Below are 21,646 nucleotides of genomic sequence, written 5' to 3'. Positions count from 1 at the left end.
GTGCTCACGTGGACATTCTGCCGAGCCCGCCCTGCTCGATGACCGAGGAGTACCACTGGGCGCTGGTCTTGGGGATCCGCGCCTGACTCAGGAAGTCGACGTAGACGAGCCCGAACCGCTTGGCGTAGCCCCAGCCCCACTCGAAGTTGTCCATCAGCGACCAGGCGAAATAGCCGCGCAGCGGGACGCCCGCGCTGATCACCGTGTGGCAGGCGCGCAGGTGCGCGTCGATGTACGCGACGCGGTCGGGGTCGTCGACGTGAGGGCCCTCACCGTTCTCGCCGTCCGCCACGACGTCGTCGAACGCGGCGCCGTTCTCCGTGACGTACAGCGGGACGGACGGGTACTCCTCCGCGACGCGCGTGAGTACCTCGGCCAGCCCGGATTCGTCAATCTCCCAGCCCATCGCGGTGACCGGCCGGCCGACCTGGACGAAGCCGACGTGCTCGCTGCCCGGCCACGGCGACGCCTGCGCGAACGGCGAGGTGATCGCGGGTGCGGCGCCCTCCTGACCGGTGACGAAGAAGCGGTTGTAGTAGTTGATGCCGAGCTGGTCGACCGACCCTCCGATGAGGTCCAGGTCGCCGTCCTGGACGCCCAGGTCGAACCGGTCCACGTCGGCGAGGACGTCCTCGGGATACCGGCCGTGCAGCAGCGCGTCGAGGAAGAAGCGGTTCTGCAGCCCGTCGATGCGCCGGGCGGCGTCGACGTCCTCGGGCGCGTCGCTCGCCGGCGACACGGCGTACAGGTTCACCGACGCGCCGACGTTCCGCCCGTCGCCGCGCATGGCCCGCGCCGCGAGGCCGTGGCCGAGCAGCAGGTGATGCGCGGCGCGAAGGGATGCCTCCGGGTCGCGGCGGCCCGGCGCGTGGTCGCCGGACGCGTACCCGAGGAAGGCAGCGCACCACGGCTCGTTGATCGTCGTCCAGTTGACGACGCGGTCGCCGATGGCGCCGCACACGGTCTGGGCGTACTCGGCGAACCGGTACGCCGTGTCCCGCGCGGGCCAGCCTCCGGCGTCCTCGAGGGCCTGCGGCAGGTCCCAGTGGTAGAGGGTCGGCCACGGCTGGACGCCCGCCTCGAGGAGGGTGTCGACGAGCCGCCGGTAGAAGTCCAGGCCCTTGGGGTTGACCGGCCCGGCGCCGTCGGGCAGTACGCGCGACCAGGAGATCGAGAAGCGGTACGCCGTCAGCCCGAGGGAGGCCATCAGCGCGACGTCCTCGCGGAACCGGTGGTAGTGGTCGGTCGCGACGTCGCCGGTGTCGCCGCCGAGGACGTTCCCGGGTGTGTGGGCGAAGGTATCCCAGATCGACGAGCCGCGCCCGTCCTCGGCGACGGCGCCCTCGATCTGGTACGCCGCCGTGGCCGCACCCCAGACGAAGTCCGTCGGGAATCTGATCTCGGTCTCCGCCCGTGATCTCTGGATCGTCATGCTTTCACGGCCCCTTCCATGATTCCGCCGATGATCTGGCGGCCGAACACGACGAAGACGACGAACAACGGGATGGTCGCCACGAGGGTGCCGGCGAACATCAGCGTGTAGTCGTTGAAGTAGGCGTTGTTCAGCAGCGCCAGCGAGTACTGCACCGTCGGGTTGTCCGGATTCAGCACGGCCCGCGGCCAGATGAACTCGTTCCAGGTCGACATGAAGGTGAACAGCGCCAGCACGGAGGCGGCGGGGCGCAGCACGGGCAGCACCACGCTCCAGAAGATCCGGAACGTCGACGCGCCGTCGACGCGGGCCGCCTCGATGAGCTCGTCGGGGATGGCCTGCGAGGCGTACTGCCGCATCATGAACACGCCGAAGCCGGTGACGAGGAAGGGGACGATCACCGCCTGGAGCTTGCCGGTCCAGTGCAGGTGCACCATCACCATGTAGAGCGGGATGAGGCCCATCTGGACCGGCACCATCATCGTGGCGACGATGATGAGCAGCAGCGCGTTGCGGCCACGGAAGCGCAGCTTGGCGAAGGCGAAGCCGGCCAGCGACGCGAAGAAGACCGTCGAGGTGGCGACGACGGCCGAGGCGATCGCGGAGTTCACCAGCGCCTTGGCGAAGTGGGCCTGCTCGTTGTCGAACAGCCGGCGCAGGTTGTCGCCGAGGTGCTGACCGGCGATGAACGGCGGTGGCACCGCGCCGACGACGGCGTTGGTCCGCGTGGCCACGACGAACATCCAGTACAGCGGGAACGCCGACAGGACGATCGCGAAGATGAGCACGACGTACGTCAGCGGGCTGGCGTTCCAGAGACGCGCGGAGCCCGCGACGGCCTTCCGGGAACGCCGGAAAACGGCCTCCTTCACTTGTCACCACCTCCGGAGAAACGGCGGATCAGCAGGAAATTGACGAGGGAGAACAGGAGGATCAGCAGGAAGAGCATCCAGGCGACCGCGGAGCCGTAGCCGTACTGGAAGCGGTTGAAAGCGTTCTCGAACATGTACATCGTCACCGTCTGCGACTGCCGCAGCGAGCCGCCGTTCATATACCCGAAGTTGAACAGCAGCGGCTCGGTGAACAGTTGCAGGCCCCCGATGGTGGAGATGACCGACACGAAGAGGATCGTGGGGCGCAGCAGCGGCACCGTGATCCGCCAGAACTGCTGCCGCCGTGCCGCGCCGTCGATCGCCGCGGCCTCGTACAGGTCGCGCGGGATCGCCTGCATGCCGGCGAGGAAGATCAGCGCGTTGTAGCCGGTCCAGCGCCAGTCGACCATGGTCGAGACGGCCACCCAGGCGGCCCAGCGGTTCGCCTGCCAGTCGATCTTGTGGACGCCGAAGAAGTGCAGGATCCAGTTGGCCATGCCGTAGTCGCGGCCGTAGATCTGGGTGAACACGATCGCGACCGCCGCGACCGACGTGACGAGCGGCAGCAGCACGCCCATCCGGAACAGCGTCTGGACGCGCAGCCGCCGGTTCAGCGCGTTGGCCAGCCAGAGCGCGAGCAGCAGCTGTGGCACGGTCGCGACGACGAACATGCCGAGGGTGTTGACGACGGCGTTCCAGAACTGGTCGTCGCTGAGCAGCCGGGAGTAGTTCCGCAGACCCACGAACTGGTGGTGGCCGATGATCTCCCAGCGGTGCAGCGAGACCCAGAACGTGTAGCCGAGCGGGAAGAGCCCGAACAGCAGAAAAAGCAGGTAGAACGGCGAAATGTACAGGTAGGGCGAGACCTTCAGGTCCAGCCGGGAGAGCCGGGCGCGCCAGCCGCGCCGCCCCGGCGGCGCGGCGCGCGAGGCGACCGGTGTGGGCCGCAGGTCGACAGCCATTCCGAGGTCCTTTCACGGAGACGGGCGAGCGTGGACACGGGCGGCGCCGGCCGACGTCCTGGGGAAGGCCGGCGCCGCCCGCCGGTCTCAGCCGCCCGAGGCCTTCTTGGCGTCGGACACGGCCTTGCTCCAGGCGGAGCCCGCCGAGAGCTTGCCCTGGGCGACCGCGCGCAGGTCCGCCTCGACGGCCGTCCGGACCTCCTGGTTGTCGGCGCCGAGGTACACCGGCTTGAGGTTGATCGCGGCCGGCGCGTAGATCTGGCCGACCGGCGCGTTGTTGAAGTACGGGTTGTTGAACGCCTTGACGGCCGGGTCGTTCAGCGCCGCCGGTGAGGACGGCAGGTTGTTGGCCGCCTTGAACGCGCCGATCTGGCCCTGCACGCTGGTCAGGAACTGCACCAGCTGGGCGGCCTCCTTCGGGTGCTTGCTCTGCGTGGGCACCGCCAGCCAGGAGCCGCCCCAGCTGCCGCCGCCGCCCGGCACGCCGGCGACGTCCCACTTGCCCTGCTGCTCGTCACCGCCGAACTGCTTGATGAGCCCGAGCATCCAGGCCGGGCAGGGCGCGGTCGCGAAGGCGTCCTTCTTCAGGCCCTGGCTCCACGGGTCGGACAGGAACTGCACGCCGCTGGCCAGGCCCGCCTGGGACATCTTCACGGTCTCGTCGAACGCCGTCTTGACGGCCGGGTTCGACTCCATGACGAACTTGTTGCTCTGGTCGAAGTACGTCTGGTTGGAGCCCTTGCCGGCCTCCTGCATGAGGATCGTGTTGTAGTACGTCTCGGGGCTGTCGATGAACTTCGACTTGCCACCGACCTTGGACGTGTACTTCTGGCCGACCTTGATGAAGTCGTCCCAGGTCGGCCACAGCTTGGTGACCGCGTCGCGGTCGTCGGGCAGACCCGCCTTCTTGAACAGGTCCTTGCGGTAGCACAGCGCCATGCTGCCGACGTCCGTGCCGAGGCCGATCAGCTTGGACCCGTCGGGGCTCATGCCTCCCTGCCACTTCCACGGCAGGAAGTTGCCCTGCAGCGAGCTCGCGCCGTACTGCTTCAGGTCGACGAACTTGTCGGGCTGGGCCTTGAACTTGACCATGATGCCCTCTTCGATCGCCACCACGTCGCCGGCACCGGCGCCCGCCGCGATCCACTGCTGGAGCCGCGGCGTGTAGTCGTCGAGCTTCGGGACGTTGCGTTCGGTGACCTTGATGTTCGGGTGCTGGGCCATGAACTGCTTGTAAAGGTCCTGGTAGCCGAACGTGCCGAAGTCGTCGACCGTCAGCGTGATCTTCTCGTTCGCGCTATTGGAATCGCTCTTGCCGTCGTCCCCCGAGCATGCCGTCGCCGCCGCGAGCGCGGCGGACAGCACGATCGCCAGGGCGCCGACTCGCCCTCGACGCATGTTGACCCTCATGACGGACCCCTCTCAGGTCGTCTCCATAGGCGGGGTTCTGCCCGGGCTCCTCGGTGAGCCCGGTGGTGTGTGGGAGCGCTCCCACGAAGCGAATCCGGGAGTCATGGTGAGTGTCAATAGCCCGCAACACATTCGTTACGCGGGCGTCACGGCGCCTTCGCCGGCCCGCGACACGACGCGTTCCCGGCCCACCGCCTGACGCCGGACGGCCGACACCCGTGGCAACCTCGAAGGATGAGGCTTCCGGAGCAGATCGCGCGCGCCCGTTTCGCGTCCGCGCGGGCCGTGCGTCTGGCCACGGTGGACGAAGAAGGGCGTCCGCATCTGGTCGTCGTGACGTTCGCGGTCGAGGGCGACCGGATCTACTCCGCCGTCGACGCCAAGCCGAAGCGCACCCGCGATCTCAAGCGGTTGCGCAACATGCAGGCCGACCCCCGCGTCGCCGTACTGGCCGACCACTACGAGGACGAGTGGTCACGCCTGTGGTGGGTCCGCGCCGACGCCACCGCCGAGATCGTCGAGGACCCGGAGGCGATGGCCGCGCCGATCGACCTGCTCCGCGAGCGCTACCGCCAGTACCGCGCGAATCCCCCCGAGGGCCCTGTCATCGCCATGACCGTCCACCGCTGGACCGGCTGGTCCGCCTCCTGACGGCCACCAGCGGTCCAGCCACTACCACAAGAGCGGCGGGCTAGCGGGTGCGCTGCCGCTGCCTGCGCTGTAGGACGAGCAGCACCATCAAGGCCATGAGAATCAGCGCTCCGATCACCATGAGCGCGATCGCCCAGGGAGGAACGGCGTTGTCCGGGAGCGTGGTGTACACGCCATTCCCGGTGTGGATGACCTTCTTTTGGGATCGGGAGGGAAGTGTCACGGTGCCGGACCAGAAGGCCACAGGTCCAGCGCCCTCACGCAGCCGGACCCTGCACGGCATCGATTCACCGCTCAGGCCCCGGGCATTGATCGGAAGGACCGCGCCGGTGCCCGGCAGGACCGTTCCCATGATGACGTCATAGGAGTGAGGCCTGCCATGGACCCTACAGGAGACGGTTCCATGTGCCTTGGCGAACGTCTGGCCGGGATTGTGCACCGGGATGAACAGGCGGGGTATGTTCCCGACCCATCCCGCCGAAAGCGGCGCGATCGCCAGGGCCGTCTTCATCTGCGCGAGTGCGCCGACGGTGACGGCGACACCGACGGTGACCTGCCTGACGATGATCGCTTTGGCTGATGACCGTCCGTTCGAGCCGACCCCGACCGCACTGGATCGAGCGAGGGACTCGGCCGTGATGCCGGTGAGATACTGCGCCGGCAGGGCATCAGCCGGAACAGCGACCCGAAACCTCAGGGCCCTGCGTTCGCCGGGGGCCAGGGTGACGGCGGAGGGAAGCCCGGTCACCCAGCAACTGGCGCCGGCGCATTTCCCAGGGACATTCTGGTATGCGGAGCCGGAATTCGCCGCGGTGACGCCGCTGGAGATGCTGATCTTCAGCTGCTGGGTCCTGGATACTGCGTTGCTGATGACCGCCGTCTCCCGGGCCGTCTTGCCGGGCGGCACGCTCAGGTTGAAATATGAGCGCACCCGGCCGGCCGAGGTCGCTGACGGAGTGATGCCGAATGAGCCACCTCCCAGGCCGCCACCCGCATGCGCCGGGGCGACCGTGCCTGCGGCGGCGAGCGTAAGTGCGGCGAATGTCACGAGGCCTATGACGGCATGCGGTACGCGCCGACGTCGGGCCTGTGATGAACTCAAGGGGTCACCTCCGGTGGGGTCGGCCGTGCCTCGTTCACGGGCCTGCCACGACGGTCACGGCACCCGCGCGGGAGACGGTGCCGCCCGTCCCGGACGGCACCGTCGTCATCACCGCGAACAGATCATCGCTCCCCTGCGGGCACTCGGGCTTCCAGCGCCGGGCTCAGGGCCCGGAGATGATCGCCATCGTGATCGTGGAGGTGTACGAACCGGACGACGCGCTGGCCGGAACGTTCACCCACCAGCCGACCGGGTTGGCCGCCGTGCTGCCCCCGATGACCACCGCCCCGAGCCCGGAGGCCGCAGCGGCGTTGTAGATGGTGACCGGGGTGGGCGTCGTTGCCGCCGTGGTGATGGCCACGGGATAGGTGATCGAATTGGTCGGCAACGTACAGGTCCCACTGCAGGTAGCGGTCGGTCCGGTAGTACCAGTGATCAAGCTGGTGCTGCCGTTCGTCACGAACGTGCCGCTATCCGGGAACGTGTGAGTTCCGTTAGTGAAGGTCGTGGCGGACGTCGTGACGTGCCAGCCCGCCCCGCTTCCAGTAGCGTCATTGACCGTGTACTGCTGGTCGGCAGCCGTCGTGTCGGCCAGGCTCTGGTTGAGGCCGTTCAAGGTCGTGGCCCAGGCCAGCGACGCCGGCGCCGCCAGCGTCAACGTGCCCGCGGTCAGGGCGGCCGTCCCGGTCAACGTGCAGTTGGTAGTGGTCGGAGAACCAGGGGCGCAGGGAGCGGCGGTTGCTCTACCTGACAGCAGAGCAACAGACCCGGCAACGAGAACGATGGCCGTGCCCAGCGCATGAGAGAAGTGACGCATCAGCATCATCCATCTGCAGCGTGACGCCTCATCCGGACGTCACTGATCGAATACGCGCCGTGATCATAGCATTACTCTCAGTGATTAGTCGATCATTGCGATGCGACACGCACACCCGTCTCTGATCGCCGCCAGTGGCGGCCGTCAAGTAACACGCCAACCTCACCATCTATCTGCAGAAACGCCGCAAATGACGGCTGGTGGCAGCACCTACGACGCGCCCGACATACCGAAATCACAAGAGGGAGAGCTTGTCCCTGTTCGCGTCGACAGGCCGGCGGATCGCCATCACTCTAGTTACCTAGAGTGATACTGTTGGCGATGCTGGTCACTCAAAGTAGCCATCAAAGGGGCATCCTGTGATCTTCCGCTGTCGTACCGGCGCCATCGCCGCCGCGCTGACCCTGAGCAGCGCAGGATTGGTCGTTCCCGCTGCGCCCGCGTCCGCCGCCGTCGGGCTGGTTCTCGACGGTCTCAAGTGCCTTGTTGACCAACACATCTGCTTCGCTAGCGGGACTGTGAACGCGACCCGGCCCGGGCACACCGAGAACCTGACCACGACGGTCGCCCCGGCAAGCGGCGGTGCCGACATCGGTACCGGGTCAGTGCAGCAGGCAGGCAACGGCGGGAACGAGAAATTCACCACCGCGATCAAGACGACCCCCGCGGCTCCCATCACCACTGGAGAGAAGATCAAGATCACCGCAACCGATGTGGAGACCTCAGGCCCGAAGAAGATCGACAAGGCAACAGCCATCAAATACATGACCTGCCAAGCACACAAGGACCGCACCATCACCTGCGCAGCTCCCCTCGCTCGCGGAGACGTCGGACATGCGCCCGCCGGCGGGTCCGCACCGCCTGCATCCACACCGCCTGCATCCACACCGCCTGCATCCACACCGGCCGCCGCCGAGCCGCGTCACACACCGTGACCACGGTAAGATCACTCGGAGTGATCACCTAATTGACGTCGCCGTCGTCGCTGACGTGAGCCGCGACGTTGAACGGCCTCAACCAGAGCGTGGTCGACACCACGGCCGCGGATCAGCAGCACACGGTCAACGACGCCACGGGGAGCGGGCGGGCTGGCACGTCACGGCATCCGCGACGACCTTCACCAGCGGCAGCCACACACTGCCCGACAGCGGTACGTTCTCGACGAATGGCAGTACAACGTCGGTCAGTGCGACTACTGCGCCGTCTGCCACTTGTACCGGGACGTGCACTCTGCCGACCAATTCGACCACCTATCCGGTGACGATCACCACGGCGGCGAGTTCGCCGACTGCGGTCACCATCTACGACACGGCGGCCGGGACCGGTCTGGGGCAGGTCGTCATCGGCGGCAGCACGGCGGCCAATCGGCGGCCAATCCGCTCGGCTGGTGGGTGAGCATCCCGGCCAGCACGGCTGCCGACACCTACACCTCGACGATCACGATGGAGGTCATTTCCGGACCCTGAGTCGGGACGGAACAACCGGACGGAAGTGATCTTTCGGGCTTGTCGGGGGCGTTGCGCATTGCCGGTCATGGTTGGCGGGGGTCGGTTGAGTAGGTCCGGCCGCCGGCCGATGGTGGTGTGGGCGCTGGTGGCCCTGTGGTGCGCGGTGAGCATCGTCTGGCCTGCTTCCAAGGCGAGTGCGGCGACCCTGTCCGGCGCTACGTGGACGACGAGCAAGACGAAGACCAGTGCCACGGGGTGCGAGCTACACCTACTCCTTCACGTCTGCCACGGTCGCCTCTGGTACGGCAGTCTCGATCCAGATCGACGGGCTGACCAACACCGGCACGGTCGGAAGCTACAACTCGACGGTCACCACGCTGAACGGCGCGAGTTCGGTGGACACCGGCACCACCAGCGGGGTTACATTCACCGCCGGCGCGCTCAACGGCCTGGGCTGGTCCGCCTCGTCCACGACTGTCGGTGCCACCGGCGTCAGCTACACCTTTACCTTCACCACAGCGACCACGAGCCTGACCATCAGCTCGATCACGATGTCGGTTCCACCCGGCACAACAGGGACCCCGACCCTGGGCAGCGTCACCCCATCTGGCCTAGGCGGCAGTGTGAGCCTGTCCGGCACGACCCTGACCTACTCGGGCATCTCCCTGCTGCCGCTTGTTCCCACAGCGTTCTCGATCCAGGTCAACGGACTGACCAACACCTCTACAGCTGGCACCTACACCTCCGAAATCGTGACCAAAGTACGGGCGCTCCCATCGACTCCGACCTCACCCGGCCGTGTCTTTCACCGGCACCTTGAACCTCGCCGCACCGAGCTCACTGACCTGGGCTGCCACACTGACCGGAACCGACCAGAGCGTCGTCGACGCGGGACTGCGGCCGACCAGCAGTTCAGCGTCGGGGGTCGGAGTGATTCGGAACGAAATCCGGCGGTAGCGAGGGTTTCCCTGGTCGGCCGGATCGCCGGCGTCGGCGGTCGCGGAGCGGCCTAACGCCGGATCCCGTTCGATCGCACAGCGCGATGTTGATCTACGGTCAGCAACTGCCCTCCACTCGGGTCCGCGTCACCAGGGGAAAGTAAGGAGGCTTGCGTAGGTCCGGGTGGTGCGGTGTTGCTCGCGGGCGTTGTTGGCTGAGTGCGGCGGCCGTCTGCCCGCGTGGGGACGGCCGCCGCGGCGTGGGTGGTCAGGGTGTTGCTTGTGTGATCTTGTCGACGAGGTTTTCGCTGAGCCAGAGGCTGCTGTTGGGTCCGTTGGTGACATTTATCGGGTAGGCCGAGGAGGTCGGCAGTGCGTACTCGTTGATCGTTCCCGAGGTGGTGGTGGAGGCGAGGTTGTTGTCGTATGTTTCGGTGAACCACAGGTTGCCATCGGGTCCGGTGGTGATGTCATACGGGCCGGCGTTGACGTCGCTGAGCGTGTATGAGGTGAAGGTGCCGCCGGTGGTGAGGGAGTTGACGGTTCCGATGCCGGAGTCGGTGAACCAGAGGTTATTGTCTGGCCCCACGGTGATGCCGATGGGTAGGGCGTTGCCGGTTCCAGATCCGGGCGCGGCGGTTTCGGTGATGGTCCCGCTGGTGGTGATCCGTCCGATGTTGCCCGGGGCCGGTTCGGTGAACCACAGGGCGTTGTCCGGGCCGACGGTGATGTAGAGCGCGTAGGCGCCGGAGGTCGGCAACGTGTACTCGGTGATGGTCCCGCTGGTGGTGATCTTCCCGATCTTGTTGGTGTTCGATTCGGTGAACCACAGGTTCCCGTCCGGTCCGGTGACGATGCTCCATGGGCCGGCGGTGGAGCTCGGCAGCGCGTATTCGGTGATGGTCCCGCTCGTGGTCATTTTCGCGATCTGCCCGCTGTTGCTCTCAGTGAACCACAGGTTGCCGTCAGGGCCGGTGGTGATTTCGCCTGGATAGGAACTGCTGGTGGGCAGGGTGTATTCGGTGAACCCTCCGGACGGAGTGAGGCGACCGACCTGGTTGGCGTCGTACTCGGTGAACCACAGGTTCCCGTCCGGTCCGGTGGTGACGCCTGCCGGGCCCGCTCCGCTGGTCGGTGTGGAGTACTCGGTGATCGTGGGTTGCCGCCGGGCCTGCAGCGCCCGCTGGGCCGCCCTGCCCGCCTGGCCGGCGGCTGCCGGTCCAGTCGGGGCTGCCAGGTTCCGGCCGGCCGCCGGGTGGGGTAGTCGCCGGGGCATGCAGCGTATATGCCGGTGTCTGGGCATCTGTTGAAGGCGGCGGCAGATCTTCACCCAGGGCGCTTCGAGCGGCGGGTGATGCGGCGGGGCGGCGGAAGCAGCGGGTGCGGCCGCGACGGCCACCAAGGCTAGGGCCGTGACTGCGAGTGGGCTGATGAGGGCCTGGAGGCGGGAACGCATGCGGATACCTTTCTTGGGCGAAGCAGTACTGAGTTCGGGCAGGGTGGTAGCCGTGTCGGTGTGAGCCCGACTGAGGTGGAACTCGTTGCAAGGGCATGAGGTCAGTGACCCCGGTCGAGATGTGGATCACCCTCGCTACGGGCAGGGGAATTCCCGCGGGCGTGATCGCGGACACCTGACGGGTGGGCTGCGGAGCGAATCTTCACCTCGCCGTGTGCGGCCATCCGTAGATTTTTGTGGTGCCGACGGTTTCTGTTGATCTACCTGCGGCGCGCATGGCCGGCCAGCCCCAGCCAGATGGTGATCGGCGTAGCGGGGATCGGGCTACCGGGTTCGGGTGGCGAACGGTGTGTGCGTGCGGTGCCCCGGGTCAGGCGACGGGTTGGGAGGTAGCGCCGGTACAGGTGGCGGCGACAGCGGCGGCGGGGATGGTCACCATTCACCACCATCGTGAGGTTCGCGCTCGGCGGTCTTGGGCAGCGAGACGGCATCGGCGGCGGTGGGCTCGGGGGCCGCTGACGGCGTCAGGCCGAACCGTCCACCCCCAGGGCGCCGCTCGCGCGTACCGGGCTGGCAGTGCCTGTCCCGGCGATGAACGCGAGGGCCGGATCGCCACGCCTGCGGCGGCCCACGGGCCGCGTCGGCGTGTGGCAGGTGATGGTCACCCGATCGTCACCGATCGGGTGTGCCGTGCTTGGTTCATGGTCCCGACACAATCGTCGTGGTCACGGTTGAGGTGTAGGAGCCGGCTCTGGCGTTGCCGGGGATGTTGATCCACCAGCCGATGGGACGGGCCGCGCTGTGGCCGCCGAGGGTGGCAGGGCCCAGGCCGCTGCCGGCCGGGTCGTCGTAGACCGTGACCGGTGTCGGCGAGGAGGAGGCGGTGGTGATGGCGACCGGGTAGGTCGTGGTGGAGCTGGGCGGGACGCAACTGGTCACGCAGGTCGCGCTCGGCGCGGTGGTGGCGGAGACCGAGGAGAGGCTGCCGGTGAGCACGAAGGTGCCCGAGTTGGGCAGGGTCTTGGTGCCGGCGGTGAACGTGGTCGCCGAGATGGTGATGTGCCAGCCCGCGCCAGAGTTGGTCTCGTCGTCGACGCTGAACTGCTGGTCTGCCGCGACGGCGTCGACGACGCTCTGGTCGGTACCGGTCAGTGTGGCGGCCCAGGTCAGTGAGCTCGGTGCGGCCAGGTTCAGGGGGCCGGTGAAAGACACTGCCGGGGTGATGCCGGAGTCGACGAGAGTGCCCGACCCGCGCTTGGTGACGATTTCGGAGGTGTAGGTGCCCGCCGTGGAGGTGTTGGTCAGTCCGTTGACCTGGATCGAGAACGCCGTGGGAGCAAACGTAATCTTGCTGAACCCCGAGAAGGTCAAAGTATCGCCCGACAGCGCGATGCTGCCGCCCAGGCCGGACGGAGTGACCGTGCCGAGAGTGGGTGTTCCCGAGGTTCCGGGCGGGACCGTCATCGTGACCGTGTTGAGGGTCACGCCGTTGGTCGCCGTGGTGAAGGTGAAGGTATAGCTGACGCTGGTCGCGCCGACTGTCGCGGACGAGGCCGACCAGCCCGGGCTGGTGAGTGCACGGGAGGTGAATACCACTGCGCCGGTCGTGCCGGTGTCCACCGAACTCGCGCCGCTGCGCGTGGTGAGTGTCGAGGTATAGCTTCCGGCGGTGCCGGCGTTGGTCAGCCCATTGATCTTGATCGAGACCGCCGTACCCGAGGCGACTGTGGCTGAGGTGAAGGAGTAGGTGAGCGTGGTGCCGACGAGGGAGACGCTGCCGCCCGCCACACCGGCGGGACTCACCGTGCCCACACTCACGCTCCCGCCCGTCCCGGACGGAACACTCATCGTCACCGAACTGAGCGAGGACGTCGTCGTCGCGGTGAAGGTGTAGGTATAACTCGCACCCGTAGCACTGGTCGTCGTCTTGCTCGTCGTCCAGGTGGCGTCGGACAGGGTCGCCGCGCTCGCCCGGGGAACAGGCCAGACAAGGCACACCACACACCACAGGACCACCAGCACCGACGACACCATCGGCCAGCGGCCGAACCTGCTCAACCGACCCTCCCGCGACCATGACCGGCACACTCCGTAACGCCCCCGACAAGCCCGAAAAATCACGTCCCGGCCGACAACCCGCCGACCAGGACCGCGAACACGCCGAGCCCGCGCGGAAACCGTCGCATCACCACAGGTCATCTCGTGAGTAGCGCGTTCCGCATGCAGCTACCCTGCGATTACAATCAGCAACAGAGACTAGCGGAAAGCAACGGTAGGCTGACGGACCACAACGACCCGCAGGTCACGCTCGGACGGCCCCGCCGACCGGTGCCCCGCGGAACACCCAGCGTGGTCACCGTCGCCACGACGTCCGGATCGTCGGCCGGGAGTGTGACGTCGACCGCTGGGACCTTCGCGCCTGCCGCGGTGTGCAGCACCCAGTACTGGCCCGGCGACGCCGGATCGGCCGGCGTGATCGGGTCCGTGGCCGCCCCGTCGGCTGCGGCGAGCGTCAGCGCCACCTGCCCGGGCCCTTCGGGCCGCCGCCGCAGGATCCGGTGGGGCCGCGGCGCCATCGCCTGCGCCCGGTACCGCTCATCAGACGGCACGACGCCCCCTGCCCATCTCGCCTTCACACTCCCTTGCGAACCGGCACCACGCACCCCCCAAACCGGTGAGTTCACCCTCCCGCCTGCATGAGCCGCTGCCTTCCTTCTGGCCTGGGACAGACGTGATCCTCCCTGCGAGGCCCGGCGGCAGGACAGTGGCGATGGTCTGTGCTTGCCCGGGACCTTGGTCCCTGTACCGGGCGTGATGATCGTGGCAAGGCTGGGCCTGCCGATCCGGCGCTACGCGGTGGTCAGGTCGCGTGCCTGCTCGGCGGATCGGAAAACCTCGGCGCGCATGCCGACCTCGCGGGCGGCCAGGACGTTGACCTCGGTGTCGTCGATGAACAGACAGTCGGCCAGGGTGACACCGAGGCTCTCGGCCGCGATCTCGAAGGCGCGGTGGTCCGGCTTGGCCACCCCGATGGCGCAGGAATAGGTCAACGCTCGAAGTGCGCGAGCCAGGACTCGTGCTTCTTCTCGAACATCGGCACGAGGTCGGCGATGATGTTCGACAGCAGGCCGCGTCGGCGTGGGCATCAGGCGATTGCCGCGATGTCCCCATCATCGAAATAAATCGACTGATGGAGTCGCCCGCCGAGGGCGACGGCGTAGCGGGCAAGGATGTCCTGCCCAGAGATCTTGCCCTGTTCGATTTGCGAGATACGCCCCTTCGTTACGCCCATCCTCTCTGCGATGTCTCGTTGTGTCAGCCCGCGGCTGCGGCGAATCTCGGCGAGGCGGTGCCCCTGGACCTTGGCGAGCAGTTCCTGCTTACCCGCCTCGACCGCTTCTTCACCGCCAGCACGCTCGACATGCTCGGCGCGAATGTCCTTCCACCTCACGTAGCCCGTCAAGATCTACCGTCCTCTTCGGCCTGAGGCTCCTTCAAAAAGCGCACGGTATACCTTCGCGCACGGCCTCTCGGCCCCTTGCGCGAACCGGGCGCCCGCTCGGCACGTCGACTACGAGAGGGTGACCAGTGCGCGTACCTGCTCGGCGGAGCGGAAGACCTCGGCGCGCATGCCGACCTCACGGGCGGCCAGGACGTTGGCCTCGGTGTCGTCGATGAACATGCAGTCGGCCGGAGTGACGCCGAGTCTTTCGGCCGCGATCTCGAAGGCACGGTGGTCCGGCTTGGCCACACCGATGGAGCAGGAGTAGGTCAGCGCGCTGAAGTGGGCGAGCCACTCCCCGTGCTTCTTCTCGAAAACGGGGACGAGATCGCTGATGATGTTGGACAGCAGGCCGAGCCGATGTCCTCCGTCGGCGAGGTCGCCGACGAGGGAGACCATGGCCGGGTCGGCGTCCGTCCAGCTCGCCAGGTCGGCCTCGATCAGCGCGTCGATCGTGTCCGGGGCGAACCGCGCGCCCATCCGGTCACCGACCGCCTCCCAGTACTCCGCGCTGGCCTGTCCCGCGTCGTACGGCTTGCGGAGCGCCCAGTAGGCGTCCCAGAGGACGTCGGGCCGGACGCCGGCGATCTGCTCGATCCGGCGCTTGGCCTCGGGCTTCTGGGGCAGCGCGATGACGCCGAACAGGTCGAACACGATCGCGGACGGCATGCGGTCCTCTCCTCGGGCGGCGGTCAGGTGGTGCCGCGAGCCTACTTCGTCGCGCCCTGCGGCCTGCCGGGCGGATCGCGCGTAATTCGGACAGTTGAACAAGCGGTTGGGTGGGCACGTCATAATGAGGGGGTGACGACCACGAGCAAGGACAACGGACGGCAGCGGGCCGACGCCCGCACCACGGGGGGCGCCCGCCGCCGCGCCAGAGGCTCGTCGACGCTCGCCTCCGAGCGCCGCGAGCATCTCGTGAAGCTCGCGGCGGAGCTGTTCGCCCAAAAGGGATACCAGGCCACGACGGTCCGCAACATCGCCGACGAGGCCGGCATCCTGTCCGGAAGCCTCTACCACCACTTCGACTCCAAGGAGTCGATCGTGGATGAGATCCTCACGTCCTTCTTCGACGAGCTGGCCGTTGCCAACCAGGCGGCCCTGGCCAGAGGCGGCGACCCGCGTGAGGTCCTGTCCGACCTGGTGCGCATCTGCTTTAGCACGCTGGTCCCGCACCGCGCGGCGATCATGGTCCTGCAGAACGACTGGAACTACCTTAAGCAGTTCGAGCGGTTCGACTACCTCGCCAAGGCGGAGGCCGAAACCGAGCGCCTGTGGGTCGACCAGATCAAGCGGGGGCAGGAGACCGGGCTGTTCCGCGAGGACATCGAGCCGAAGCTCACCTACCGGATGATCCGCGACACGATCTGGGTGACCGTCCGGTGGTTCCAGCCGGAGGGCCGGCTGGACGCCGACGGCCTCGCCGACCACTACATCAAGGTCCTGTTCGACGGCATCTCCCTGCACCGCTGAACCACGCCGGGCGCCCCGGATCGGGGCGCCCTTCACCGAGCCTCTTGTACGCCTATCCGACCAGCTCAGCGATCCAGGACAGAACCGTCGTGCGGGAGCCCCCCGACGGCCGACTCCTCGACGGTCACCCGAGCCACCTCGACACAGTTACCGCCCTGGCCGCTGCTCCGGCTGCTCTTACGCCACGGGGCGACCTCGACGCACTGACCGCCCTGGCCGCTGCTGCGACTGCTCTTACGCCACGGGACCTCGTCGCTCATCGCACTCTCCGATCAGGTCGGCGATCATCCGGACGGAGTCGTCGGGCGAGAGCGCGCAGGCTCGCAGAAGGTCGAGAGCGACACGACAGTTCGCGACCTCCTCCGGGCGCCCGATGATCTGCCCGTCTCCGAAGCCCTCAGCGTAGACGAGCCTGGTCTCGTCGGGGAGGGTGAACAACGCCATCGGGCCGCTGGTTCCCGCATGCGCACCGGCGGCGAACGGCAGCACCTGGAGCACGACCCGCGGGGACTGCGCGACGCACACCAGCCGGGCGAACTGGTCCCGCATCACCTCGGCGCCACCGAAGGGGCGGCGGAGCACGGCCTCGTCGAGGATGACCCACAGGAGCGGCGGCTCGCTGCGGGAGAGGATCTCCTGGCGGCTCATGCGGGCGGCGACGTGCTTCTCGATCTCCTCGTCGGTGTCGTGGGGCCGCCCCGCGCGCAGTTGCGCGCGGGCGTAGTCCTCGGTCTGGAGCAGGCCCGACACGGCCTGCGGCTCGTATTCCAAGATCTCGGTGGCGTCGGACTCCACTTCGACGAACGGGCGGAACCACTCGAGATAGGAATGTTCCATGATCCGCTTCCAGAGGCGGCCGAGAGCGCCGTTGGCCGCCAGGACATGGTCACAGGCCTTGATGAACTCGATGCGAGGCGCGCGCCTGCCCGTCTCGACCATGGCGATCATAGAGGGGGACATGTGGATCGCGCGGCCCAGCTGTTCCTGGGTGAGCCCTGCCTGTTCGCGGTAGAAGCGCAGCTCGTCGCCCCAGTAGGCGAGCGCCGTGGTGCCGGAGACCGTGGACGTGGTCGATTTGCGGGATGTCGTTGATGCCATTGCCGGGCTCCTCACCTCGCGCTGACGCGATCCGACGTCGAATCGCCTTCACGGCTCCTTCACTGCGTACGCGAATGCGCACTCAGAGTAAACCGATGACGTCAGAGCGTGGTGCCATGACGACGATTTCCACATTCACGGCTCTCGAGGGAGATCGCGAAGCGTGTGCGAACGGCCTCAGCGTCGGCGCTCAACGCAGGCCGCACGGGGGTGTCCCGGTCGGGACACGCCGCGCCTGTTGTGCGCCGAGTTGATGTCAGTGGATTCGTCTGGTTGTTGTCAGTGAGGTTCGCACTGTTGATGTCGGTGACGCGGCCGACCGGCCTGCGATCAGGCCGGCGCTGTTACCGGCGATCGCACACGGTGCTCCATGCACAAGACCGTTGCATGCCCTCACCGACAGGAGCAACTCCGCCGGGCGGGCAGCGGCGGGCCGGCCACAGACGCAGCCGTCCGGGCGTCGGCCACGACGGTCAGGCGCACGGCCTCGATGATCTGCTCCAGGCGTTCGCGGGCGGCGTGAAGGCGGCCGTCGGCGTGGTAGGCGGCGCGGGTTTGGGTGGCGGCCAGGTCCAGGCCGGCGGCCAGCAACTGCCGCACCAGCGCGTCGGCCAGTTCGGCGCAGATCCGCTGACGCCCGCACGGGCGGGCCGCGATCTGGTGCAACTCATCGGCCTCCGGCGGCGGGTCACCGCCGGCCGGCGGCCATGCGGAGATGTGGGACATGCCGGCCACACTCCCTTCCTTTGCCTCCGGCAGGTGTTTCTCCCCTCCTCATTACCCCGGCTGGCCGGATTCGTGCAGCTTCACGCAGATACCGGCCCGATGCCGGACTTCTGCAGCCGCCCGGGACCACAAAGAGCGACCCGCTATCGCATGGTCCCTGCGGGCAGGGCCTACCCATGACACGATTTCACCGTGAGTGATAAGCCGATCGCGAACAGAGACCGCGGTGGAGTGCCGGACGCCGCGACCCCCGAACGGCTCACCACGGATCTGGCCGCACTGCTGGAGACCGCCCGCATTGCGGCCGCCCAATGCGAACGGCTCACCGCCGCTGGTTCCCGGCAGGCCGAACTCGCCCGCCAGGCGGCCGCCCAGGCCCGCGCCCGGCTCGCCCGAGCCGAACAAACCGCCCGCGAGCTGGCCGCCCTCACCGCCGAAGCACGCAAGATCACCGCCGAGTGCTCCACCCACGAAGGAAGTACCCGCCGGTCCGGGGACAGCCCAGGCTGATTCGACCACGCCCACCGGCCGCGCGCGGCCTCAGTACCACCGCGGCAGGCCATCGTCGACGACGGCGCGATCATCATCCGCAGCCACGCCGGCACCGCGATCGTGAACGTTGCCCGCACCGGCGAGACAGCCGTGACCGCGCCGCGGACGGGCGGAACTGCTGCCGGATTGAAGATATCTTCAATCCGTTAGATCCTGGGATCGTCGGGCATTCACCAGGAGCCGAGCTGAAGGAGGAGCGTGTGGGGGATTTCGCGGCGGAGATGGAACGCCGGCTGGGGCTGGCCAGCGAAGCGATCGGGCAGGCGAACGCCGCCGGTGATGACCACGGGGTGGCAACACATGAGGCGGAGCTGGAGGAACTGCTGCGCGTCGCCGACCGGCACGGCCTGAGGGTCCGCCGTCCGTCCCTGTCGGCGGCCTGCGACGCCGCCGATCAGCCCGGCGAGGAGAAGGGCTGATCGTGGGTGTCCCGTTGTATGAGGCGAAGGCGGAGTTCTTCCGCATGCTGGGCCACCCGGTACGGATCCGGGTCCTGGAACTGCTCAGCCAGGGGCCGATGCCGGTACGGGACCTTCTGGCCGAGATCGAGGTGGAGGCATCGAACCTGTCCCAGCAACTGACGGTGATGCGCCGTAGCGGGATCGTCACCGCCACCCGGGACGGCTCGACGATGGTGTACGCACTCGCCGGCCCGGACGTCTCGGATCTGCTGCAAGCCGCCCGCCGTATCCTCACCGAGCTGATCACCGGACGCGAGGAACTGCTCGCCGAACTCCGGCAGGCCACCACTGCCGCCCAGGCCCGCTGATCAGCCGGCGTCACAGCGTCTGAAGGTGATGACGATGCCGTCCCAGCGACCTGCCGGCCGGCGGACGGCGGCAGCGTTGCGGCGGACGCTGCGACGGACGGGCCCGGAGGCCAATCCGCAGCGCCGCGGCCTCGACCACGCCGAAACCGCGGCCACGGTCCTGCTGGCGGTCATGTTCGTCGTGGCCGGCCCGCTCATCAGCGCTACTCGACGCGTACGGGGGCGGTCCGGGCGGGCGCCGGAGGCTCGGCGTTCGGCAGCAGGCGGGCGAGTGGGGCCGGCAGCCACCAGTTGGCCTTGCCGAGGAGTTCCATGATGGCCGGGACCAGCACCATGCGGACCACGGTCGCGTCGATGAACACGGCCACGCCGAGGCCGAGACCCATCTGCTTGACCGCGATGTCCGCGCCGAGGAGTACCGCCAGGAACACGCACACCATGATGGCCGCCGCGGCGGTGATCACCCGGGCCGTACGGGCGAGGCCGCGGGTGACGGCCTCGCGTGTCGCCGCGCCCCGGTCGTACTCCTCGCGGACCCGCGAGATGAGGAACACCTCGTAGTCCATCGACAGCCCGAACAGGATCGGGAACATGAACAGCGGCACCCACGAGGTCACCGGCATGCCCGTCGGGAAGCCCAGCTGGCGCCCCAGCCATCCCCACTGGACGACGGCCGTGAGCACCCCGTACGCCGCTCCGATGGACACCAGGTTCATCAGCGCCGCCTTGAGGGCGATGGCCACCGACCGGACCAGCACCAGGAGCAGGATCAGCGACAGGCCGACGACGACCGCGATCAGCCACGGGAGCCGTGAGATCACCGCGTCGGCGAAGTCGATGGTCGCGGCGCTGGGCCCGCCGACGTAGACGCGCGGGCCGCCCGCGTCGCGCGCCGCCATGGCCGCGCGCAGCGTGTGGACGAGCTTCGGGGTCGCGGCGTCCTGCAGCCCGGTCCTCGGGTACGCGATGAACATGGCGGTGGCGCCGTCCTGGCTGGTCCGGACGGGGGTGACCGAGGCGACGCCCAGGGTGTTCCGGACGATGTCCGCCACGGGCCGTACGTCCCCGGGCAGGCGGGTCACGACGATCAGCGGCGCGTCGTATCCGGCGCCGAACCCGTCGGCGAGGATGCGGTGCGAGGCGTAGGCGCTCGTGTCGTGGGGCTGGGTGCTGGAGTCGGTGAAGCTCAGCCGCATCGACAGCGCCGGCACGGCGATCGTCAGCAGCGCGGCCGCCGAGACCACGACCGCGAGCACCGGCCGCCGCTGGATCACGCCGGCCCACCGCTCGGACCGCGGGCGCCGCCGCCGTCGGCGGGCGAGGAACGGAAGGCCGAACCGGTCGATGTTCCGGCCGGTGAAGCCGAGCAGCGCGGGCAGCAGCGTGACCGCGGTGATCATCGTCATGAGGACGGTGAGGGACGCGGCGACGGCGACGGAGTTCAGCAGCCGCTGCCCCATGACGAACAGTCCCAGGAGCGCGACGACCACGGTGGTGCCCGCGAACAGCACCGACCGCCCGGCCGTCGCGATCGCGATGACCGTCGCCTCCTCGGGGTCGGCGGCATGCGCTTCGTGGTCGTCCCCGTGCAGCGCCTCGCGGTAGCGGGTGACGATGAACAGCGCGTAGTCCACGCCGACGCCGAGGCCGATGAGGCCCGCGACGATCGGGCTGAAACCCGGGGCGGGCAGCAGGTGGCCGAGCAGCTCGATGCCGGCCAGCCCGGTGCCGATGCCGAAGATCGCGGTCACGATCGGCAGGCCCATCGCCAGCAGCGACCCGAACGCGATGAGCAGCACGATGACGGCGGCGAGCAGGCCCACGCCTTCGGTCGGCCCGCCCCCGGGCGTCTCGGCGCTCACCACCGCGCTGCCGCCGAGGGCGAGCGTCAGCCCGTCCCCGGACCCCTTGCGCACGTCGGAGATCATCGCCGTGACGGCCTGCTTCGGCACGTCGTCGGACCCCTTGTCGAGCTGGACCGGGGCGAACGCCGTCCGGCGGTCCGGCGACACCTGACCCGGCGCCCGGTACGGCGAGCTCACCGATGTGACGTGCGGAGCGTGGGCGAGTTCGCCGAGCACCTTCTCCACCTGGGGTCGTACGGCGTCGATCCCGCCGTCGGCGCGGATGGCGAGGGTGAGCGTGTCGCCTTCCTGAGTCGGGAAGTGCTTCTTGATCAGATCCTGGGCCTGGGAGGACTCGGCCTTGCCTCCGGAGAAGTCGTTGTCGGCCGCCGCGGCGAAGCTGAAACCGACGGCGAGGACAGCCGCGGCCCCGACGATCCAGGCGAGCAGGACCAGGCGCCTCCGGCGGTAACAGAAACGGGCCAGCCGCGCGAGCGGTCCGTCGTACATGGGGATCACCTCGTGAACGTTTTAATGGCGTCCCGAGAGTGACGGCGAACCGTACGGTGGCGCGTCCGTCCGGCGATGACACTG

The 21,646-nt window shown here is 68.2% G+C and carries 24 protein-coding genes; 8 read left to right on the top strand and 16 right to left on the bottom strand.

What is annotated here, in order from left to right; all coding sequences use genetic code 11:
• Positions 1–4: 4 nt before the first annotated feature.
• The 4 genes from AB0I04_RS26555 to AB0I04_RS26540 all read right to left on the bottom strand — a co-directional run bounded on the left by AB0I04_RS26555 (position 5) and on the right by AB0I04_RS26540 (position 4,664).
• Positions 5–1,432, bottom strand: coding sequence for a GH1 family beta-glucosidase (locus AB0I04_RS26555; RefSeq protein ID WP_360889688.1), 1,428 nt, complete (start codon positions 1,430–1,432; stop codon positions 5–7).
• Positions 1,429–2,304, bottom strand: coding sequence for a carbohydrate ABC transporter permease (locus AB0I04_RS26550; protein WP_360889684.1), 876 nt, complete (start codon positions 2,302–2,304; stop codon positions 1,429–1,431). Before AB0I04_RS26550 ends, AB0I04_RS26555 begins: the two co-directional genes overlap by 4 nt.
• Positions 2,301–3,266, bottom strand: coding sequence for a sugar ABC transporter permease (locus AB0I04_RS26545; RefSeq protein ID WP_360889681.1), 966 nt, complete (start codon positions 3,264–3,266; stop codon positions 2,301–2,303). The genes AB0I04_RS26550 and AB0I04_RS26545 overlap by 4 nt, the downstream gene beginning before the upstream one ends.
• An 87-nt stretch (positions 3,267–3,353) precedes the next feature.
• Complete coding sequence (locus AB0I04_RS26540; RefSeq protein WP_360889678.1) at positions 3,354–4,664, bottom strand: extracellular solute-binding protein; 1,311 nt, start codon at positions 4,662–4,664, stop codon at positions 3,354–3,356.
• A gap of 246 nt (positions 4,665–4,910) precedes the next feature.
• Between AB0I04_RS26540 and AB0I04_RS26535 the strand changes: the two genes are divergently transcribed.
• Positions 4,911–5,327, top strand: coding sequence for a TIGR03668 family PPOX class F420-dependent oxidoreductase (locus AB0I04_RS26535; RefSeq protein WP_360889675.1), 417 nt, complete (start codon positions 4,911–4,913; stop codon positions 5,325–5,327).
• A 40-nt stretch (positions 5,328–5,367) separates the two neighbouring features.
• Here AB0I04_RS26535 and AB0I04_RS26530 read toward each other — a convergent pair whose 3' ends face one another.
• Positions 5,368–6,375, bottom strand: coding sequence for a DUF916 domain-containing protein (locus AB0I04_RS26530; protein WP_360889672.1), 1,008 nt, complete (start codon positions 6,373–6,375; stop codon positions 5,368–5,370).
• A 217-nt stretch (positions 6,376–6,592) separates the two neighbouring features.
• The gene (locus AB0I04_RS26525) at positions 6,593–7,255 is read right to left on the bottom strand and encodes a hypothetical protein (protein ID WP_360889669.1); all 663 of its coding nucleotides are present in this window, start codon (positions 7,253–7,255) and stop codon (positions 6,593–6,595) included.
• Between the two features lie 350 nt (positions 7,256–7,605).
• Here AB0I04_RS26525 and AB0I04_RS26520 point away from each other — a divergent pair, with 350 nt between their 5' ends.
• The 3 genes from AB0I04_RS26520 (at position 7,606) to AB0I04_RS26510 (ending at position 9,707) form a co-directional block, all read left to right on the top strand.
• Positions 7,606–8,181 carry a hypothetical protein gene (locus tag AB0I04_RS26520; RefSeq protein ID WP_360889666.1) on the top strand — a complete coding sequence of 192 codons (576 nt, stop codon included), beginning with the start codon at positions 7,606–7,608 and terminating at the stop codon, positions 8,179–8,181.
• A 322-nt stretch (positions 8,182–8,503) separates the two neighbouring features.
• On the top strand, positions 8,504–8,641 hold the full coding sequence (locus AB0I04_RS26515) for a hypothetical protein (RefSeq protein ID WP_360889663.1): 138 nt from the start codon (positions 8,504–8,506) through the stop codon (positions 8,639–8,641).
• Positions 8,642–9,089: 448 nt separating this feature from the next.
• Positions 9,090–9,707 (top strand): hypothetical protein, encoded by a 618-nt coding sequence (locus tag AB0I04_RS26510; protein WP_360889660.1) that lies wholly within the window; start codon positions 9,090–9,092, stop codon positions 9,705–9,707.
• A gap of 193 nt (positions 9,708–9,900) precedes the next feature.
• Here AB0I04_RS26510 and AB0I04_RS26505 read toward each other — a convergent pair whose 3' ends face one another.
• From AB0I04_RS26505 to AB0I04_RS26480, 6 genes are all read right to left on the bottom strand, one after another.
• Positions 9,901–10,908 carry a virginiamycin B lyase gene (locus AB0I04_RS26505; protein ID WP_360889658.1) on the bottom strand — a complete coding sequence of 336 codons (1,008 nt, stop codon included), beginning with the start codon at positions 10,906–10,908 and terminating at the stop codon, positions 9,901–9,903.
• Positions 10,909–11,787: 879 nt separating this feature from the next.
• Complete coding sequence (locus tag AB0I04_RS26500; protein ID WP_360889655.1) at positions 11,788–13,146, bottom strand: hypothetical protein; 1,359 nt, start codon at positions 13,144–13,146, stop codon at positions 11,788–11,790.
• 185 nt (positions 13,147–13,331) lie between these two features.
• Positions 13,332–13,697 (bottom strand): hypothetical protein, encoded by a 366-nt coding sequence (locus AB0I04_RS26495; protein ID WP_360889652.1) that lies wholly within the window; start codon positions 13,695–13,697, stop codon positions 13,332–13,334.
• Between the two features lie 240 nt (positions 13,698–13,937).
• A complete protein-coding gene (locus tag AB0I04_RS26490) occupies positions 13,938–14,234 on the bottom strand; it encodes an HAD-IA family hydrolase (RefSeq protein WP_360889649.1) in 297 nt (98 codons plus the stop codon).
• The gene (locus tag AB0I04_RS26485; protein WP_360889646.1) at positions 14,234–14,551 is read right to left on the bottom strand and encodes a helix-turn-helix transcriptional regulator; all 318 of its coding nucleotides are present in this window, start codon (positions 14,549–14,551) and stop codon (positions 14,234–14,236) included. The genes AB0I04_RS26490 and AB0I04_RS26485 overlap by 1 nt, the downstream gene beginning before the upstream one ends.
• A gap of 108 nt (positions 14,552–14,659) precedes the next feature.
• Positions 14,660–15,259 (bottom strand): HAD family phosphatase, encoded by a 600-nt coding sequence (locus AB0I04_RS26480; protein ID WP_360889643.1) that lies wholly within the window; start codon positions 15,257–15,259, stop codon positions 14,660–14,662.
• A gap of 132 nt (positions 15,260–15,391) precedes the next feature.
• Between AB0I04_RS26480 and AB0I04_RS26475 the strand changes: the two genes are divergently transcribed.
• A complete protein-coding gene (locus tag AB0I04_RS26475; protein WP_360889640.1) occupies positions 15,392–16,063 on the top strand; it encodes a TetR/AcrR family transcriptional regulator in 672 nt (223 codons plus the stop codon).
• A gap of 65 nt (positions 16,064–16,128) precedes the next feature.
• On the opposite strand, the gene AB0I04_RS26470 is transcribed toward AB0I04_RS26475, so the two are convergent.
• The 3 genes from AB0I04_RS26470 to AB0I04_RS26460 form a co-directional block, all read right to left on the bottom strand.
• Complete coding sequence (locus tag AB0I04_RS26470; RefSeq protein WP_360889637.1) at positions 16,129–16,323, bottom strand: DUF397 domain-containing protein; 195 nt, start codon at positions 16,321–16,323, stop codon at positions 16,129–16,131.
• The gene (locus AB0I04_RS26465; protein WP_360889635.1) at positions 16,298–17,161 is read right to left on the bottom strand and encodes a helix-turn-helix transcriptional regulator; all 864 of its coding nucleotides are present in this window, start codon (positions 17,159–17,161) and stop codon (positions 16,298–16,300) included. Before AB0I04_RS26465 ends, AB0I04_RS26470 begins: the two co-directional genes overlap by 26 nt.
• A 393-nt stretch (positions 17,162–17,554) precedes the next feature.
• Complete coding sequence (locus AB0I04_RS26460) at positions 17,555–17,887, bottom strand: hypothetical protein (protein ID WP_360889632.1); 333 nt, start codon at positions 17,885–17,887, stop codon at positions 17,555–17,557.
• 192 nt (positions 17,888–18,079) lie between these two features.
• Here AB0I04_RS26460 and AB0I04_RS26455 point away from each other — a divergent pair, with 192 nt between their 5' ends.
• The 3 genes from AB0I04_RS26455 to AB0I04_RS26445 all read left to right on the top strand — a co-directional run bounded on the left by AB0I04_RS26455 (position 18,080) and on the right by AB0I04_RS26445 (position 19,208).
• Entirely contained in the window at positions 18,080–18,397 is a 318-nt protein-coding gene (locus AB0I04_RS26455) for a hypothetical protein (RefSeq protein WP_360889629.1), read from the top strand.
• Between the two features lie 242 nt (positions 18,398–18,639).
• Positions 18,640–18,858 carry a hypothetical protein gene (locus AB0I04_RS26450; protein ID WP_360889627.1) on the top strand — a complete coding sequence of 73 codons (219 nt, stop codon included), beginning with the start codon at positions 18,640–18,642 and terminating at the stop codon, positions 18,856–18,858.
• Between the two features lie 2 nt (positions 18,859–18,860).
• Positions 18,861–19,208, top strand: coding sequence for a metalloregulator ArsR/SmtB family transcription factor (locus tag AB0I04_RS26445; RefSeq protein WP_360889624.1), 348 nt, complete (start codon positions 18,861–18,863; stop codon positions 19,206–19,208).
• 203 nt (positions 19,209–19,411) lie between these two features.
• On the opposite strand, the gene AB0I04_RS26440 is transcribed toward AB0I04_RS26445, so the two are convergent.
• Entirely contained in the window at positions 19,412–21,562 is a 2,151-nt protein-coding gene (locus tag AB0I04_RS26440; protein WP_360889621.1) for an MMPL family transporter, read from the bottom strand.
• Positions 21,563–21,646: the final 84 nt, after the last annotated feature.

Origin of the sequence: Actinoallomurus sp. NPDC050550 (assembly GCF_040655075.1) — a bacterium.
Classification (GTDB): domain Bacteria; phylum Actinomycetota; class Actinomycetes; order Streptosporangiales; family Streptosporangiaceae; genus Actinoallomurus.
The sequence above is the reverse complement of the archived record's forward strand: the minus strand, read 5'-3'. Positions and strand labels throughout refer to the sequence as shown.